This window comes from Streptomyces sp. NPDC087300 (assembly GCF_044744425.1).
In the GTDB taxonomy this organism is placed as follows: domain Bacteria; phylum Actinomycetota; class Actinomycetes; order Streptomycetales; family Streptomycetaceae; genus Streptomyces.
In genome coordinates this window covers 8,633-28,105 of the sequence record NZ_JBIUYI010000020.1, presented here as the reverse complement: position 1 = coordinate 28,105, position 19,473 = coordinate 8,633, and the positions used below count along the sequence as shown (strand labels likewise).

At 73.6% G+C, this 19,473-nt stretch carries 1 protein-coding gene; it reads right to left on the bottom strand.

Annotation, left to right across the window (positions count from 1 at the left end; all coding sequences use genetic code 11):
- Positions 1 to 126: 126 nt before the first annotated feature.
- Positions 127 to 19,452 carry a type I polyketide synthase gene (locus ACIO9J_RS42295; RefSeq protein WP_402010951.1) on the bottom strand — a complete coding sequence of 6,442 codons (19,326 nt, stop codon included), beginning with the start codon at positions 19,450 to 19,452 and terminating at the stop codon, positions 127 to 129.
- Positions 19,453 to 19,473: the final 21 nt, after the last annotated feature.

The window sequence follows — 19,473 nt, the reverse complement described above, 5'->3', positions numbered from 1 at the left end:
TCAGATAGTCGAGGACCTTGTCGTCGGTCGACATGTGCTTGATACCCCTCTGGGTGAGAGTCCGTACCCGTCGTGATGGGAGTCCGTAGCGGGCTTGTCGGTTTGGTGCGAGTACGTACCCGCAGGTCAGGACTTTCCGAGCTCCTCGTCGATGATGTCGAAGACGTCATCGAGCGTTGCCGAGGTCAAGTCGTCGGCGGCGGGCTCGGGTTCGCTCTCGTCCCAGGTGGACAGGAGCGACCTGAGCCGCAGCCGGATGTCCCCGGCCAGGGCGTCGTCCGGGTCGAGCTTGGAGATGGCGACGGTCAGCTTGTTCAGCTCGCCGAGGACCGCGGCGGCGGGTGTGCCGTCGCCGGCGAGCACCGTCGTCCGCAGGTGGGCCGCGAGTGCCGCCGGGTTGGGATGGTCGAAGACCAGGGTGGCGGGCAGTCGCGATTCGACCTCGGCGTCGAGCCTGTTGCGCAGTTCCACGGCCGTGAGCGAGTCGAAGCCGAGTTCCTTGAACGCCCGGTCCGCCTCGACGGCCTCCGGGCCGGCGAAGCCGAGCACGGCCGCGGTGTGGGTGCGGACGAGCCGCACCAGGGTTCGGTCCTGCTCCGCCTCGGTGAGCCCGGCGAGCCGTTGGGCCAGCGAGACCGTTCCCGGGCCTTCGCCGGAGCGTGCGGTCCTGCGGGCCGGCGTCGGGACGAGGCCGCGCAGCAGGGGCCGCACCTGTTCCGGGTGGGCGCGCAGTGCGGCCAGGTCGAGCACGGCGGGCATCGCCGTCGCGGTGCCGGTGGTGCGCACCGCGTCGAACAGTGCCATGCCGTCGGCGGAGGACAGCGGCGTCATGCCGCCCCTGGCCATCCGCTGTACGTCGGCGTCGTCGAGGTGCCCCGTGATGCCGCTGGCCTCGGCCCACAGGCCCCAGGCGAGGGACGTCGCGGGGAGCCCCGCCGCCCTGCGGTGCTGGGCGAGCGCGTCGAGGAACGTGTTGGCGGCCGCGTAGTTGCCCTGTCCGGGGCCGCCGAACACACCGGCGGCCGCGGAGAACAGTACGAATGCCGTGAGGTCCGCGTCCCGGGTCAGCTCGTGCAGGTGCAGCGCCGCGTCGGCCTTGGGGCCGAACACGGTGTCGATGCGCGCCGCTGTCAGGGACTCGATGACGCTGTCGTCGAGGACGCCCGCCGTGTGCACGACGGCGGTGACGGGGTGCTCGGCGAGGAGTGCGGCGACCGCGGCGCGGTCGCTGACGTCGCAGGCCACGACGGTGACCCGGGCGCCCAGTGCGGCGAGTTCCGTGCGCAGTTCCGTCGCGCCCGGGGTGGCGGGTCCGCGCCTGCCGGTCAGGACGAGGTCCCGTACGCCGTGGCGGGTGACCAGGTGGCGTGCGGTCAGGCCGCCGAGTACGCCGAGGCCGCCGGTGACGAGCACCGTGCTCTCGGGGGTGAACCCGGTCTGCTCGGAGGCGTCGGCAGGAGCGGCGAGGCGGGCCAGCCTGGCCACGGTGGCGGTGCCGTTCCTTACGGTCACCTGGGGTTCCCCGGTGGCGACGGCGGCGGGCAGCCTGCGCAGCGACTTGTCGTGCCCGTCGACGTCGACGAGGACGAACCGGTCGGGGTGCTCGGTCTGTGCCGATCGGACCAGGCCCCACGCGGGGGCGCGCACCAGGTCGGGTACGGCGTCCTCCGGCCCCGCCGCCACCGCTCCGCTCGTGACGAGCACGAGCCGCGACGCGGCGAACCGGTCGTCGGCGAGCCACTCCTGGAGCAGGTCCAGGGTGAGGTGCGTCGCCTCGCGCGGGCTCGTCGCTCCTTCGCCGGGCGTCACGGCCACGCACCGCGGTGCGGGCAGGCCCGCGTCGAGTGCGGCGCGCAGTGCGGCCAGGTCGGCGTGCTCGTCGACCGGCTCGCCCGCGGCGGTGAGTGCCTGGGTGAGGCGGGCGGTGTCGCCGCCGATGACCGCCCAGGTGCCGTGGTCGGGCGCGGCGTCCGGCATCGGGACCCACTTCACCTCGAACAGCGAGTCGCGGTGGGCGGAGCGTGCGGCGTCGAGCTGGTCGGCGGAGAGCGGCCGCAGGCTCAACTCGTCGACGGTGGCGACCGGTTCACCGGAGCCGTCGGTGACGAGCACGGCCACGGCGTCCACGCCGGCCGGCGTCAGCCGGACCCGCAGTGCCGTCGCCCCGGTCGCGAACAGGCGTACCCCGGCCCAGGAGAAGGGGAGGCCGTCCGAGCTCACGCCGAGTCCGACGGTGTGCAGTGCGGCGTCCAGGAGGGCGGGGTGCAGCCCGAAGCCCTCGTCGGCGAGGCCGTCGGGCAGTGCCACTTCGGCGAACACCTCGTCGCCCTTGCGCCAGGCGGCGCGCAGGCCCTGGAAGGCGGGGCCGTGGTCGATGCCGGAGGCGGCGACGGTGGCGCGGTGGCCGTCGAGGTCGACGGGTTCGGCCTCGCTCGGCGGCCAGGCGACGAGGTCGTCGGTGACGGGGCGTGCCTCGCCCGTCAGGGTGCCGGTGGCGTGCCGGGTCCAGCCGCCGCCGTCGTCCCGCCGGGAGTCGACGGTGAACGCCCGGGTGCCGGTGGCGTCGGGTCCTTCGAGGCTGAGCCGGATCTGGACGCCGTCCCGTTCGGGCAGCACCAGGGGCGCTTCGAGGACCAGGTCGTCCAGGGACGCGCAGCCGACGTGGTCACCGGCGCGCAGCGCGAGGTCCACGTAGGCGGCGCCGGGCAGTACCGCGGTGTCCAGGATGCGGTAGTCGGCCAGCCAGGGGTGGGTGCGCGCGGAGATCCTGCCGCTGAACACGAGGCCCTCGGAGTCCGCGAGTTCGGTGACGGCGGCGAGCAGGGGGTGGTCCACGCGGCCGAGGCCTGCCGAGGTCACGTCGCCGGGTGCGGCGTGCGTCGTCGTGGGCCAGAAGCGCTCACGCTGGAACGGGTAGGTGGGCAGGTCCACTTGGCGGGCCGCGGGCAGCGGCAGGGTCACCCGGCCGCCGCGTACGAAGAGCCTGCCGGCGGAGTCGATGAGCCGGTCGATGCCGCCGTCGCCGCGCCGCAGCGAGCCGACCACCAGGCCTTCGGGTCCGGCGAGTTCGCCGAGTCCGGCCGCCAGGACCGGGTGCGGGCTGACCTCGACGAAGGTGGTGTGGCCCGCGGCGACCAGGGCGGTGACGGAGTCCGCGAACTCCACCGTCCTGCGCAGGCTGCGGTACCAGTACGCGGCGTCCAGCTCCCGGGTGTCCAGCCAGTCGCCGGTCAGCGGCGAGAAGTAGGGCACGTCGCCGGTGCGCGGCGTCACGTCGGCCAGGCCCGCGAGGATGTCGGCCTCGACCTGCTCGACGTGGTGGGAGTGCGGGGCGTAGTCCGCCTGGACCCGCCGCGCCCATACGCCCTGTTCGGCGCAGACCTCGATGAGTTCGTCCAGCGCAGGGGCGTCACCGGAGACGACGACGGAGGCGGGGCCGTTCACCACGCCGACGGCGAGGCGTCCTTCCCAGCGCGTGAGGAGTTCCCGCGCGTCCTCCTTGGCGAGCGCGACCGAGACCATGCCGCCCCGGCCCGCCAGCGCGGTGAGCGCCTTGCTGCGCAGGACGGCGAGGCGTGCCGCGTCCGGCAGGGACAGGGCGCCCGCGACGCAGGCCGCGGCGATCTCGCCCTGGGAGTGCCCCAGCACGGCGCTGGGCTCGACGCCCCAGGAACGCCAGACGGCGGTGAGGGAGACCATCACGGCGAACAGGGCGGGCTGGACGACGTCCAGACGCTCCATCAGATCGGGGTCGCCGATGGCGTCGATGAGCGTCCAGTCGACGTGCTCTTCGAGTGCTTCGGCGCACTCCTGCATCCGCTCCCTGAACACCGGTGAAGTGTCGAGGAGTTCGAGGGCCATACCGACCCACTGCGTGCCGTGGCCGGGGAAGACGAACACCGTTCCGGTGCCGCGGTGCCCTGCCGTGCCCGTGACGACGCCGGGTGCCTCGCGGCCTTCGGCCAGCGCGGCGAGGCCGGTGCCGAAGTCGTCCCTTTCGAGGCCGACGAGGACGGCCCGGTGGTCGAACAGCGCGCGGGAGCGCAGCGAGTGGGCGACGTCGGCGACCGACGCGGCCGCGTCGGCGCGCCCCAACTCCGCCTGGAGGCGGGCCGCCTGTGCCCGCAGGGCATCGGCGGTCCGCGCCGAGAGGATCCACGGCACGACGCCGGGCGCGTCCTGCTCCGCCGGTTCGGTGTCGGGGGCCTCCGGTTCGGGGGCCTGCTCGATGATGGTGTGCGCGTTGGTCCCGCTGAAGCCGAAGGACGACACGCCGGCCCGCCACGGCCGGTCGACGGCGGGCCAGGCCCGCTCGCCGGTGAGCAGTTCCATCGCGCCGGCCGTCCAGTCCACGTGCGAGGACGGCTCGGTGACGTGCAGCGTCTGCGGCAGTACGCCGTGCCGCATGGCCATCACCATCTTGATCACTCCGGCGACGCCGGCGGCGGCCTGGGTGTGGCCGATGTTGGACTTCACCGAGCCGAGCAGCAGCGGCCGGTCGGCGGCGCGGTCCTGGCCGTAGGTGGCGAGCAGGGCCTGTGCCTCGATCGGGTCGCCGAGGGTGGTGCCGGTGCCGTGGGCTTCGACCGCGTCCACGTCGGACGGGTGCAGGCCCGCGCTGGCCAGCGCCTGGCGGATGACGCGCTGCTGAGAGGGGCCGTTCGGGGCGGTCAGACCGTTGGACGCACCGTCCTGGTTCACCGCGGATCCCCGTACGACGGCGAGGACCTGGTGGCCGTTGCGCCGGGCGTCGGAGAGGCGCTCGACGATCAGCATGCCGATGCCCTCGCCCCACCCGGTGCCGTCGGCGCTGTCCGAGAAGGCCTTGCAGCGGCCGTCCACGGAGAGCCCGCGCTGGCGGCTGAACTCGATGAACGCGCCGGGCGTCGACATCACGGTGACACCGCCCGCGAGCGCCATCTCGCACTCGCCGGAGCGCAGTGCCTGCGCGGCCAGGTGCAGGGCGACCAGGGACGACGAGCACGCCGTGTCCACGGTCACGGCCGGGCCCTCGAGGCCGAACGTGTACGACAGGCGGCCGGACATGACGCTCGCCGCGCTGCCCGTCGCCACGTGTCCGCCCACGTCCTCGGCGGCTTCACCGAGGACGAGGCCGTAGTCCTGCACGTTCGATCCGACGAACACGCCGACGCGCTCGCCGCGCACCGAGTTCGGGTCGATGCCCGCCCGCTCGAAGACCTCCCAGGAGGTTTCCAGGAGCAGCCGCTGCTGCGGGTCCATCGCCAGGGCCTCACGCGGTGAGGTGCCGAAGAAGGTCGCGTCGAAGTCCGCCACGCCGTCGAGGAAGGCGCCCTTGCGCGAGTACGTCGTGCCGATCCCCGCGGGGTCCGGGTCGTACAGCGCCTCGATGTCCCAGCCGCGGTCGGCCGGGAAGTCGGTCACCGCGTCCCCGCCCGACCTGAGCACCCGCCACAGGTCCTCGGGGCTGGCGACGCCGCCGGGGTAGCGGCAGGCCATCGCCACGATCGCGATCGGCTCGTCGGTCACGTCCTGCCGCGCGGTGTCCCGCGCCGGGTCCGTACCGCCCAGCGGTTCCAGGACCACCGTCAGGAGGTGGTCGGCGAGCGCCGCGGGGTTGGGGTAGTCGAAGACGACGGTCGCGGGGAGGGTGAGGCCGGTCGCGGCCGTCAGCCGGTTGCGCAGTTCCACGGCGGTCAGCGAGTCGAAGCCCAGGTCGCGGAAGGCCCGGTCCGGGTCGACCGCGCCTGCCGTGGCGTGCCCCAGGACGGCGGCGGCCTCCGCGGCCACCAGGCCGCGCACCAGCTCGCCCCGCTTCGCCGCGTCCAGGCCGGTCAGACGGCCCCGCAGCGCGGCCCCGTCCCGGTCGGACTCCGCAGGGCCCGAAGAGTTCTCGGTCCGCCCCGCGACGGCGTCGCGTGCCTCGGGCAGGTCGGAGAGCAGCGGGCTCGGCCTGCCCACGGTGAACGCGGGCGCGAACCGCTCCCAGTCGACGTCCGCCACCACGGTGGTCGGCGTGCCGCCCGCGACCGCGTCGGCGAGGGCGCCGACCGCGAGTTCGGGCGCCAGGGACAGGAGTCCGCGCCGGGAGAGCTGCCGCTGAGCCTCGTCGTCGGCCATTCCGCCGCCGCCCCACGGGCCCCAGGCCACGGCGGTGCCGGGCAGGCCGTGCGCGGTGCGGTGCTCGGCGAGCGCGTCGAGGTAGGCGTTGGCCGCGCTGTAGCCGACCTGGCCGCCGCTGCCCCAGATACCGGCGATCGAGGAGTAGGACAGGAACGCGTCGAGCGGCTTGTCCGCGAGCAGTTCGTGCAGGTGTGCGGCACCGGCCACCTTGGCGCCGACGACGTGCGCGAAGCGCGCGAGGTCGGTCTCGCCGACCGGGGCGCTGTCGTTGAGTCCCGCGGTGTGGACGACGGCGTCGACCTGGTCCCCGGCGGCGGCGAGGCCGTCGAGCAGGGCGGCGAGCCCGTCCCGGTCCGCGATGTCCACGGCGGCGACCGTGACGCGCGCGCCGAGCCCGACGAGCTCGGCCGTCAGCTCGGCGGCGCCCTCCGCCTCGGCGCCGCGACGGCTCGCCAGGACGACGTGGTCCGCGCCGCGCTCGGCGGACCAGCGCGCGGCCCGCGCGCCCAGGGCACCGAGGCCGCCGGTCACCAGGACGGTGCCGCGCGGCGTCCAGCCGGTACCGGCTTCCGGGGCGACCCGGTCGGCGCGGCGGAGCCGGCGTGCGAACACCCCGGTCCCGCGTACGGCGACCTGGTCCTCAGCGCCGCCGAGCAGCCCGCACAGCCGCGCGGCCACGCGCTCGTCCAGCGCGTCCGTCTCCGACGCCGCCTCTTCCCTTGCCTCGGGCAGGTCGATCAACCCGCCCCAGCGGTCGATGAGTTCGAGTGCGGCGGCCCTGCCGAGGCCCCACACCATCGACTGTGCGAAGCCCGTGACCTGGTCACCCGCGACCGCGGCCACCGCGCCGGACGTCGCGCACCACAGGGGTGCCTGGACGTCCGTGTCACCGAGCGCCTGGATCAGCGCGAGGGTGGCCGCCACGCCCCGCGGCACCGCGGGGTGGTCGGCGTGCGGCGACTCGTCGAACGCGAGCAGCGAGAGGACTCCGCCGAGCTCGTCGCCCCGCGAGAGCACCCGGGCGGCGGCCGCGCGCAGCGCGCCGGCGAGACCCGCGCGGTCCGACGCCTGGGCGTCGGCCTCGACCGTGTCGAACGTCAGGCCGCTGTCCGCGAGCAGTGCGCTCAGCGCGGCGGCGCGCTCGTCACCGGCAGGCAGTACGGCCAGCCAGGTGCCCGAGGGCGGCGTCGTCGCCGGGACGCCGACGGACTTCCAGCCGACGGTGTAACGCCACGCGTCCAGGGTGGACTTCTCGTGGCTCCGGCGTCGCCAGGACGTCAGGAACGGCAGCACGGCGCGGAGCGAATCGGTCGCCCCGTCGTCGGTGATGCCGAGGGACGACGCGAGCGCGGACGCCTCCTCGCCGTCCACCGCGGCCCAGAACCGTGCCTCGTCCGCGTTCGGCGCGGCCTCGACGGCGACGGGCGCGGCGTCCATCCAGTAGCGCCGGTGCTGGAAGGCGTACGTCGGCAGCTCGACGCGCCGAGCACCACGACCGGCGAAGTACGCGGCCCAGTCGACCGCCACGCCGTGCGTGTGCAGTGCGCCGACAGTGCCGACCAGCGCGTTCTCCTCGGCCCTGTCCGCACGCAGCGCCGGAAGGAACACGGAGTCGGGAGCACAGCCGAGACCCAGCGCGGACAGCGTGCCGCCGGGACCGACCTCGACGAACGTGCCCACGCCCTCGCCCACGAGCGTGCCGACGGCGTCGGCGAACCGGACGGACTCGCGCACGTGGCGCACCCAGTACTCGGGGGAGGCAAGCTCCTCGGCCGTGGCGGGGCGACCGGTCAGCGTCGAGACGATCGGGATGGCAGGGGTTTCGTAGGAGACACTGTCCAGGACCGTGCGGAACTCGTCCAGCATCGGGTCCATGAGAGGCGAGTGGAAGGCGTGGCTGACCTTGAGACGGGACGTCTTGCGGCCCGTCTCGCGCCAACGCTCGCCGACCTCCAAGACGTCGGCCTCGACACCCGAAATAACCACGGATGACAGGCCGTTGACCGCGGCGATGCCGACCGTGTCGGACAGGTCCGAGGCGAGTTCCGCCTCCGACGCCTGGATCGCGACCATCGCGCCGCCGGACGGCAGCGCCTGCATCAGCCCGGCACGCGCGGACACCACCTTGACGGCATCCGTCAGCGACCAGACACCCGATACGTGTGCGGCGGCAAGCTCACCGATGGAGTGGCCCGCGAGCAGGTCGGGGCGCACGCCCCACGACTCCAGGAGACGGAAGAGAGCCACCTCGATCGCGAACAGCGCGGGCTGGGTCACGCCCGTCTCGTTGAGCGCGGCGGCGTCAGCATCGGCGTGCTCGCCCTCGTCCTCGCCGAAGAGAACCTCACGTACGACCGGGTCGAACTCCCCCAGCACCGCATCCAGCGCCTCCGCGAACACCGGGAAACGGGACGCCAGTTCACGCCCCATCCCCAGCCGCTGCGACCCCTGCCCTGAGAACAGGAAGCCCACCCGGGCGGACTCGGCGGCCACTCCGCTGACCACGGCACCCGTCGTCCGGCCGTCGGCCAGAGCCGTCAGCGCGGACACGAACTCGGCACGGTCGGCGGCCACGACCACCGCGCGGTGGTCCAATGCCGAACGCGTCGTAGCCAGCGAGTAGCCGACGTCGACGGGCTCGTGCGCATCCACCAGGGACAGCAGACGCTCCGCCTGCCCACGCAACGCGCCCTCGTCACCGGCCGAGAGCACCCACGGCACCACGCCACCGTCACGTACCGGCTCAACAGCCTCGACCGGCTCGACCGCGTCGACCTGCGGGGCCTGCTCGATGATCGTGTGCGCGTTCGTGCCGGAGAAACCGAACGACGACACACCGGCACGCAACGGCCGGTCCGTGGCGGGCCATTCACGCTCGTCGGAGAGCAGTTCCACCGCGCCCGCCGACCAGTCCACGTGCGGCGAGGGCTCGTCCGCGTGCAGGGTCTTGGGCAGGACGCCGTGGCGCATGGCCATCACCATCTTGATGACACCCGCGACACCGGCGGCCGCCTGCGTGTGACCGATGTTGGACTTCACCGAACCCAGCCACAGCGGCCGGTCCTCGGGACGGTCCTGGCCGTACGTGGCGAGGAGCGCCTGGGCCTCGATCGGGTCGCCCAGCTTGGTGCCCGTGCCGTGCGCCTCGACCGCGTCCACGTCGGCCGGGGTCAGACCCGCGGTGGCCAGGGCCTGGCGGATGACGCGCTGCTGGGAGGGGCCGTTCGGGGCGGTGAGGCCGTTGGAGGCGCCGTCCTGGTTCACGGCGGAGCCGCGTACGACCGCGAGGACGGGGTGTCCGTTGCGCCGGGCGTCCGAGAGGCGCTCGACGAAGAGCATGCCGACGCCCTCGCCCCAGCTGGTGCCGTCGGCGTCCGCGCCGAAGGCCTTGCAGCGGCCGTCGAGCGACAGGCCGCGCTGGCGGCTGAACTCGATGAAGGCGCCGGGCGTCGACATCACGGTGACGCCACCCGCCAGGGCCATCTCGCACTCCCCCGTGCGCAGCGCCTGCACCGCGAGGTGCAGGGCGACCAGCGACGAGGAGCACGCGGTGTCGACCGTGACGGCGGGGCCCTCGAAGCCGAAGGTGTACGACAGTCGGCCCGAGGCCACGCTCGCCGCGTTGCCGGTCGCCACATAGCCGCCGACGTCCTCGGCCGCATCACCGAGGACGAGGCCGTAGTCCTGGGCGTTCGAGCCGACGAACACGCCGACGCGCTCACCGCGCAGCGACGCCGAGTCGACCCCGGCCCGCTCCAGGAGTTCCCAGGAGGTTTCGAGGAGCAGCCGCTGCTGGGGGTCCATCGCGAGGGCCTCGCGCGGCGAGATGCCGAAGAAGCCCGCGTCGAATCCGCTCACGTCCGAGAGGAACGCGCCGGAGCGCAGATACGTGGTTCCCACCGCGTCCGGGTCGGGGTCGTACAGCGCCTCGACGTCCCAGCCGCGGTCGGCGGGGAACTCCGTGACGGCGTCCCCGCCCGACCTGAGGAAGTCCCACAGGTCCTCGGGCCCCGTCACCCCGCCGGGGAACCGGCACGCCATCGACACGATCGCGATGGGCTCGTCGATCACGCCGGAGACGGCGGCAGGGGTGGCGGCGGTGGGCGTCGCGTCCACCGCGCACAGCTCTTCGCGCAGGTAGGCGGCGAGCGCGGCGGCCGTCGGGTAGTCGAACACCAGGGTCGCGGGCAGCGCGATGCCCGTCGCCTCGCGAAGTCGGGCGCGCAGTTCCACGGCCGTCAGCGAGTCGAAACCGAGCTCCTTGAACGCACGTGTCGGGGAGAGGGCGTCGCCGGACACATGGCCGAGGACCGCGGCGGCCTCGAACCTGACCAGCTCGGTGAGCTGCCGTTCCTGCTCGGCCGCGTCCACCTCGGCGAGGCGCCGCGCGAGTGCCGACGTGCCGCCCTGTTCTGCGGGCGCCGCATCGAACACGGCGCGGACCTCGGGCAGTTCACCGAGCAGCGCGCTGGGGCGCTGCGCCATGAACGTTCCGGCGAACCGGGCCCAGTCGACGTCCGCGACGACGACGTTCCCGTCACCGCGCTCCACCGCCGTGGCCAGACCCGCGATCGCCACGTCGGGAGCCATCGTGCCCAGGCCCCAGCGGTGCAGCTGCGCGGTCTGCTCGTCGGTCGCGACCATGCCGCCGCCGCCCCACGGGCCCCAGGCGACCGCGGTGGCGGGCAGGCCCGCGGCCCTGCGGTGGTCGGCGAGGCCGTCCAGGTAGGCGTTGGCGGCCGCGTATGCACCCTGCCCGCTGCTGCCCCACACACCGGCGATGGACGAGAACAGCACGAACGCGTCCAGCTCGGTGCCGTGTTCGGCGAGCAGCTCGTGCAGGTTCCGCGCGCCGTCGACCTTGGCCGTGAGGACCTCGCCGAACTCGGTGAGGTCGGCCGGGTCGAGGTCGGCGAGGGTGGCCGAGCGCTCGATGCCGGCTGCGTGCACCACCGCGGTGAGCGGGAACTCCGCGGGCACGGAGGCGAGTACGTCCGCCAGCGCGTCCCGGTCGGCCGCGTCGCAGGCCGCGATCGTGACCCGGGCGCCGAGCGCGGTGAGCGCCGCACGCAGCTCCTCCGCGCCCTCGGCGGCCGCGCCGCGCCTGCTGGTCAGCAGCAGGTGCTCGGCGCCCTTGCCCGCCAGCCACCTGGCGACATGCGCGCCCAGGGCGCCGGTACCACCGGTGACGAGGACCGTGCCGCGCGGGGACCAGCCGTCCCCGGCCGCCCCGCGCACCGGAGCGGACACCAGCCTGCGGCTCAGGATCTTGCCGCCGCGCAGCGCGACCTGGTCGTCGCCACTCGTGCCGGCGAGGACGGAGACCAGCAGATCGCCGGTCCTGTCGTCCCGCGTCTCGGGCAGGTCGACCAGGCCGCCCCAACGGCCCGGCTGCTCCAGGGCGGCCACGCGGCCAAGACCCCACAACATCGACTGCTCGAACCCGACGACCGCGTCGTCCGCACCCGCCGACACCGCACCCGACGTCAGCGACCACAGACGCACGTCCGCGTCACCAAGAGCCTGCAACAGACCGACCGTCGCCGCGATACCCGTGGGCACGGTCGCCCCGCCCGCATCAGCCAGCCCGAGCAGCGAAACCACGCCGTCGAGAGATGCAAGTCCCCTCAACTCCTGGGCCCAGTCCGCCGATTCCGGCTCCACGTGCAGGACGCGCACATCGCCCGCACCGTTCCGAGTCAGCGACTCACGCACCCACTCGGCACGCGCCTCACCCGTCGCGGCAACGATCAGCCAGTCACCGTTCAGGCGCCCTGTTCCGGCAGTCACCGACTGCCACTCGACCCGATAGCGCCAGCCGTCGGCCGTCGACCGGTCCCGCTGCTTCCTGCGCCACGCCGAGAGCCGAGGCAGGACCGCGCTCAGCGGGTCGTCCGAGGACACACCCAACGTGCGGGCGAGATCCGCCGGATCACCCTCCTCCACGACCTCCCAGAACCGCTCCTCCACCGGCGACATCCGCTCGACGCCCAGCTCCACGACCGGAGCGTCCAGCCAGAAGCGCTCGCGCTGGAAGGCATACGTCGGCAGGTCGACGCGCTGGGTGCCACGACCGGCCAGGAAGGCTTCCCAGTCGACATCGACACCGCGTACGTGCAGGTGGCCCAGGGCCGTCGTGGCGGACATCTCTTCGGAGCGGTCGCCGCGCAGCGTCGGTACGAAGGTGGCGTCCGGCGCGGACTCCTGTCCGAGCGCGGACAGCGTCCCGCCGGGGCCGATCTCCACGAACGTCGCCACGCCCTCGTCGACGAGCGTGCCGACCGCGTCGGCGAACCGCACCGACTCACGGACGTGCTGCACCCAGTACGCGGACGAGGTCAACTCCTCGGCCGCGGCACGCGATCCGGTCAGCGTCGAAACGATCGGAATCGCCGGAGCGACGTACGAAACGCTCTCCAGGACCGCACGGAACTCCTCCAGCATCGGATCCATCAACGGCGAGTGGAACGCGTGACTGACCTTCAGACGGGACACCTTGCGACCCGACTCACGCCAACGCTCGGCGACCGCGTCCACGTCGGCCTCGACACCCGAAATCACCACGGAGGACGGGCCGTTGACCGCCGCGACACCCACGGTGTCGGACAGGTCCGAGGCGACCTCGGCCTCCGTCGCCTGGATGGCGACCATCGCGCCGCCCTCAGGCAGCGCCTGCATCAGCGCGCCCCGCGCCGACACGACCTTCACGGCGTCCGCGAGGGACCACACACCCGCCACGTGCGCGGCGGCCAGCTCACCGATCGAGTGACCGGCCAGAACGTCGGGCTGCACGCCCCACGACTCAAGGAGCCGGAACAGCGCGACCTCGACCGCGAACAGCGCGGGCTGCGTCACGCCCGTCTCGTTCAGCGCGTCAGTGTCGTCGCCGAACAGAACCTCGCGTACGGCGGGGTCGAACTCAGACAGCACCGCATCCAGCGACTCCGCGAACACCGGGAAACGGGAAGCCAGTTCACGCCCCATCCCCAGCCGCTGCGAACCCTGGCCCGAGAAGAGGAAACCCAGCCGGTGCGGAACGGCCTCGCCGAGCACGACACCCGGGCCGCCCCGCCCTTCGGCGAGCGCGCTCAGCGCCGACCGGAACTCGGCGGGCTCCGTGGCGGACACCACCGCGCGGTGTTCGAGGGCGGCTCGCGAGAACGCCAGCGCGCGGGCGACGTCCGGTACGGCCAGGTCCGGCGCCGCGTCCAGGAAGGACGTGAGCCGCGCGGCCTGCTCGCGGAGCGCCTCGGGGCTCTTGGCCGACAGCGTCCACGGGACGACCGTGCCCGCGGGCAGCGGCTCCGCGGCCGCTTCCTGCTCCGGCACGGCGGGGGCCTGCTCGATGATGGCGTGCGCGTTCGTGCCGCTGAAGCCGAACGACGACACACCGGCACGCAACGGCCGGTCGGTGACCGGCCATGCGCGCTGCTCGGAGAGCAGCTCCACCGCACCGACGGACCAGTCCACGTGGGGCGAGGGCTCGTCGGCGTGCAGGGTCTTGGGCAGGACGCCGTGGCGCATCGCCATGACCATCTTGATCACGCCGGCCACACCGGCGGCCGCCTGCGTGTGACCGATGTTCGACTTGATCGAGCCGAGCAGCAGCGGCCGGTCGGCAGGGCGGTCCTGGCCGTACGTGGCGAGGAGCGCCTGCGCCTCGATGGGGTCGCCCAGCTTGGTGCCGGTGCCGTGCGCCTCGACCGCGTCCACGTCGGACGGCGTGAGGCCGGTCTCGTCGAGGGCGGCGCGGATGACGCGCTGCTGGGAGGGGCCGTTCGGGGCGGTCAGACCGTTGGACGCACCGTCCTGGTTGACGGCGGATCCGCGTACGACAGCGAGGACTTGGTGGCCGTTGCGCTGGGCGTCGGAGAGGCGTTCGACGAGGAGCATGCCGATGCCCTCGCCCCAGCCGGTGCCGTCCGCGTCCGCGCCGAAGGCCTTGCAGCGGCCGTCGACCGAGAGGCCGCGCTGGCGGCTGAACTCCACGAAGGCGGCGGGCGTCGACATCACGGTCACGCCGCCCGCGAGGGCGAGTTCGCACTCGCCCTTGCGCAGCGCCTGCACCGCGAGGTGCAGGGCGACGAGCGACGACGAGCACGCCGTGTCCACGGTGACGGCCGGGCCTTCGAGGCCGAAGGTGTACGAGAGGCGGCCGGAGATGACGCTCGCCGCGCTGCCGGTGCCGAAGTAGCCGTCGACGCTGTCGGGCGCGGCCATCATCAGCGTCGTGTAGTCCTGGCCGTTGGTGCCGACGAAGACACCGGACCGGCTGCCGCGCAGCGAGTTCGGGTCGATGCCCGCCCGCTCGAACGCCTCCCAAGAGGTCTCAAGGAGCAGGCGCTGCTGCGGGTCCATCGCCAGGGCCTCACGCGGCGAGATCCCGAAGAGCGTCGGGTCGAAGTCCGCCACGCCGTCGAGGAAGGCTCCCCTGCGGGAGTACGTCGTGCCGACGCCCGCCGTGTCCGGGTCGGGGTCGTACAGCGCCTCGACGTCCCAGCCGCGGTCGGTCGGGAAGTCGGTGACGGCGTCCTCGCCCGAGAGCAGGACCTGCCAGAGGTCCTCCGGGGTCGCCACGCCGCCGGGGTAGCGGCACGCCATCGCCACGATCGCGATCGGCTCGTCGGTCACGCCCGCGACGGTGCCGGGGCCGGTGGCCGCGGGCGCGGCTCCGGACAGTTCCTCGCGCAGGTAGGCGGCGAGGGCGGCGGCGGTCGGGTAGTCGAACACCACGGCCGCGGGCAGGGCGACGCCGGTGGCCTCGCTGAGCCGGGCGCGCAGTTCCACGGCGGTCAGCGAGTCGAAGCCGAGCTCGCGGAATGCGCGCGTCGCGGAGAAGACGTCGGCGGACGCGTGGCCGAGGACCGCGGCGGCCTCGGTGCGGACCAGCTCGGTGAGCTGCCGCTCCTGCTCGGCCGCGGGGAGGCCCGCGAGGCGCTGCGCGAGGGCCGACGTACCGGCCTGCTCGGCGGGGGCGGGCTCGAACGCGGCCTGTACGTCGGGAAGTTCACGGAGGAGGGCGCTCGGGCGCTGCGCCATGAAGGTCGCGGCGAAGCGGGTCCAGTCGACGTCCGCGACGGTGACCTTGGTGTCACCGCGTTCGATGGCGGAGCCGAGCCCGGCGAGTGCCGCCTCGGGGTCCATCGTGGCCAGGCCGAGGCGCTGGAGGTGGGCGCCCTGCCCGGAGTCCTCGACCATGCCACCACCGCCCCACGGGCCCCACGCGACGGCCGTGGCGGGCAGGCCCGCGGCCGTGCGGTGGTCCGCGAGGGCGTCCAGGTAGGCGTTGGCCGCACCATAGGCGGCCTGGCCGCCGCTGCCCCACACACCGGCGATGGACGAGAACAGCACGAACGCGTCCAGCTCGGTGTCGCGCTCGGCGAGCAGCTCGTGCAGGTTCCGCGCGCCGTCGGCCTTGGCCGCGAGGACCTCGCCGAATCCGGTGAGGTCGGCCGGGTCGAGGTCGGCCAGGGCGGCCGAGCGCTCGACGCCCGCCGTGTGGACGACGGCGGTCAGCGCCGGGATGCTCTCCAGCATCGCCGCGACGGCGTCCCGGTCGGCCACGTCACAGGTCGCGAAGGTGACGCGCGCGCCCAACTCGACGAGCTCGGACTCCAGTTCCTCGGCACCCACGGCGGCGCGGCCGCGACGTGCCGCGAGCACGATGTGCTCGGCTCCGTGCGTCGCGAGCCAGCGCGCCACGTGGCCGCCCAGGGCGCCGGTGCCGCCGGTGACGAGCACGGTGCCGCGCGGCGTCCAGGGCTCGCCGGAGGCGTCGGCTGCCTCGCCGAGCGGGGCGGGCACCAGCCTGCGGCCGAGGATCCGGTCGCCGCGCAGGGCGATCTGGTCCTCTCCCGACGTCACGGCGGGAGCGTTCCCGTCGGCGAGGCCGCGCCGACCGGCAGCGTCCGTCGATTCATCGACACCGGCCGAAGCGGCGAGGGCGGCAGCGAGAAGATCTCCCGTCGCGTCGTCCAGCGTGCCGGGCAGGTCGACCAGACCGCCCCAGCGGTCGGGGTGCTCCAGCGCGGCGGCGCGGCCGAGGCCCCACAGCATCGACTGCTCGAACCCGTCGACGGACTCGCCCTCGTCGACCGAGACCGCACCCGATGTCAGGCACCAGAGCGGCGCGTCCACGTCGTCCAGGGCGCGCACGAGACCGATCGTGGCCGCGACGCCGACGGGCACGGTCGCCCCGCCCGCGTCCGCGAGCCCGAGCAGCGAGACGACTCCGTCGAACGACGAAAGCCCCGCCAACTCCCCTGCCCAGTCCGCCGATTCCGGATCCACGTGCAGGACGCGCACATCGCCCGCACCGTTCCGAGTCAGCGACTCACGCACCCACTCGGCACGCTCTTCACCCGTCGCGGCAACGATCAGCCACGCACCTTCGACCGGCCGGCCCTCGACGGCCACCGGCCGCCACTCGACCCGATAGCGCCAGCCGTCGGCCGTCGACCGGTCCCGCTGCTTCCTGCGCCACGCCGAGAGCCGAGGCAGGACCGCGCTCAGGGGGTCGTCCGAGGACACACCCAACGTGCGGGCGAGATCCGCCGGATCACCCTCCTCGACGACCTCCCAGAACCGCTCCTCCACCGGCGACATCCGCTCGACACCCGGCTCCACGACCGGAGCGTCCAGCCAGTAGCGCTCGCGCTGGAAGGCGTACGTGGGCAGGTCGACGCGCTCGGTACCGTCCTCGAAGAGGGCCGCCAGGTCCACCTCGACGCCGCGTACGTGCAGTTGACCGACGGCGGTCGTCAGAGCCACGAGTTCGGGACGGTCGCCGCGCAGCGCGGGGACGAAGGCGGCCTCAGGGGCGTTGAGCTGCCCGAGACCCGAGAGCACACCGCCGGGACCGATCTCCAGGAAGACGTCGGCGCCCTGCTCCTCCAACGCCACGACCGCGTCGTGGAAACGTACGGACTCGCGGACGTGCCGTACCCAGTACTCCGCCGAGGTCAGCTCATCGGCGGTGGCGCGCGCACCCGTCAGCGTCGAGACGATCGGGATCGACGGAGCCGCGTACGAAACGGACTCCAGGACCGTACGGAACTCGTCCAGCATCGGGTCCATCAGAGGCGAGTGGAACGCGTGGCTGACCTTGAGACGGGACACCTTGCGACCCGCCGCACGCCACCGCTCCGCCACTGCCTCGACATCGGCCTCGACGCCCGAAATAACCACGGAGGACGGGCCGTTGACCGCCGCGACACCCACCGTGTCGGACAGGTCCGAGGCCAGCTCCGCCTCCGAGGCCTGGATCGCGACCATCGCGCCACCTGACGGCAGCGCCTGCATCAGCCCGGCACGCGCGGACACCACCTTGGCGGCGTCGGTCAGCGACCAGACGCCCGCGACGTGTGCGGCGGCCAGCTCGCCGATCGAGTGTCCGGCGAGGACGTCGGGGCGCACCCCGAGCGACTCCAGGAGACGGAAGAGGGCCACCTCGACGGCGAACAGCGCGGGTTGGGTCACACCTGTCGCATTGAGCGCGTCGGCGTCCTCGCCGAACAGCACCTCACGTACGGCGGGGTCGAACTCCGACAGCACCGCGTCCAGAGACTCCGCGAACACCGGGAAACGGGCGGCCAGTTCACGCCCCATCCCCAGCCGCTGCGAACCCTGCCCCGAGAACAGGAAACCCAGCCGGTGTCGCGTCGCCTCGCCGAGTACGACGCCAGGGCCGCTCAGGCCCTCGGCGAGTGCGGTGAGGCGGTCGAGGGTAGTGGTCCTGTCCTCGGCGAGGAGTACGGCACGGTGCTCGAACGCGGAGCGCGTGGTGGCCAGCGAGAAGCCGACGCCCGCGGGGTCGAAGTCGCTGGTGGTCGTCAGGGCGGCGCGGAGGCGGTCGGCCTGGGCGCGCAGGGCGTCGGGGGTCCGGGCCGACAGTGCCCACGGCGTGACCGCGGGCTGTGCCACGGGGGCCGGAGCCGCGGTGTCCGTCGTGGACTCCGGATCGGGCGCGGGCGCCTCTTCCAGGATGATGTGGGCGTTCGTGCCGCTGACGCCGAACGAGGACACGCCGGCGCGGCGTGGTTCGCCGGTCTCCGGCCACTGCCGGCCCTCGGTCAGCAGCGCCACGGTGCCCGCCGACCAGTCGACGTGGCTGCTCGGCTCGTCGACGTGCAGGGTCCTGGGCAGCGTGCCGTGCCGCATCGCCATGACCATCTTGATGATGCCGCCGGCGCCGGCCGCCGCCTGGGAGTGGCCGATGTTCGACTTCAGCGAGCCGAGCCACAGGGGGCGGTCGTCCGTGCGCTCGGCGCCGTAGGTCGCGATGAGGGCCTGGGCCTCGATCGGGTCGCCGAGGGTGGTGCCGGTGCCGTGCGCCTCGACCGCGTCGACCTGCGCGGGGGTGAGCCGTGCGCTCGCCAGGGCCTGGTTGATGGCGGCCTGCTGGGAGGGGCCGTTGGGCGCGGTGAGGCCGTTGGAGGCGCCGTCCTGGTTGACGGCGGAGCCGCGTACGACCGCGAGGATGGGGTGGCCGTTGCGCTGGGCGTCGGAGAGGCGCTCCACCAGGAGCATGCCGACGCCCTCGCCCCAGCCGGTGCCGTCGGCGCTGTCGGAGAAGGCCTTGCAGCGGCCGTCGACGGACAGGGCACGCTGGCGGCTGTACTCGACGAACGTGCGCGGCGTCGACATGAAGGTGGCACCGCCCGCGAGTGCGAGGGAGCACTCGTCACGGCGCAGCGCCACCATCGCGAGGTGCAGGGCGACGAGCGACGAGGAGCAGGCGGTGTCGACCGTCACGGCGGGGCCGACGAGGCCGAGCGTGTAGGCGATCCGGCCGGAGGCGATGCTGCCCGCGCTGCCGTTGGCGAGGAAGCCCTCGAACCCTTCGGGCGCCTGGGTCAGCCGCGACGCGTAGTCGTTGTACATGACGCCCGCGAACACACCGGTCCTGGAGTCCCTGGCCTGGGCCGGGTCGATGCCGGCGCGCTCGAAGGCCTCCCAGGAGGTTTCGAGGAGCAGGCGCTGCTGCGGGTCCATCGCGAGGGCCTCGCGCGGGCTGACCCCGAAGAACGCGGGGTCGAAGCCCGTGGCGTCCTGGAGGAAGCCGCCGTGCCGGGTGATGGAGGTGCCCGCGTGGTCCGGGTCGGGGTCGTAGAGGGATTCGACGTCCCAGCCGCGGTCGGCGGGGAACTCCACCACGGCGTCCCGGCCTTCGGCCACCAACTGCCAGAGGTCCTCGGGCGATTCGATGCCGCCGGGGTAGCGGCAGCTCATCCCGATGATCGCGACGGGCTCGTTCTCGCGCTCCTCGACCTCGCGCAGGCGCCGGCGCGCACTGCGCAGATCGGTGGTGGCCCGCTTGAGATAATCGCGGAGCCTGTCCTCGTTCTCCATCTGGGTTGTGCTCCTTAGCGG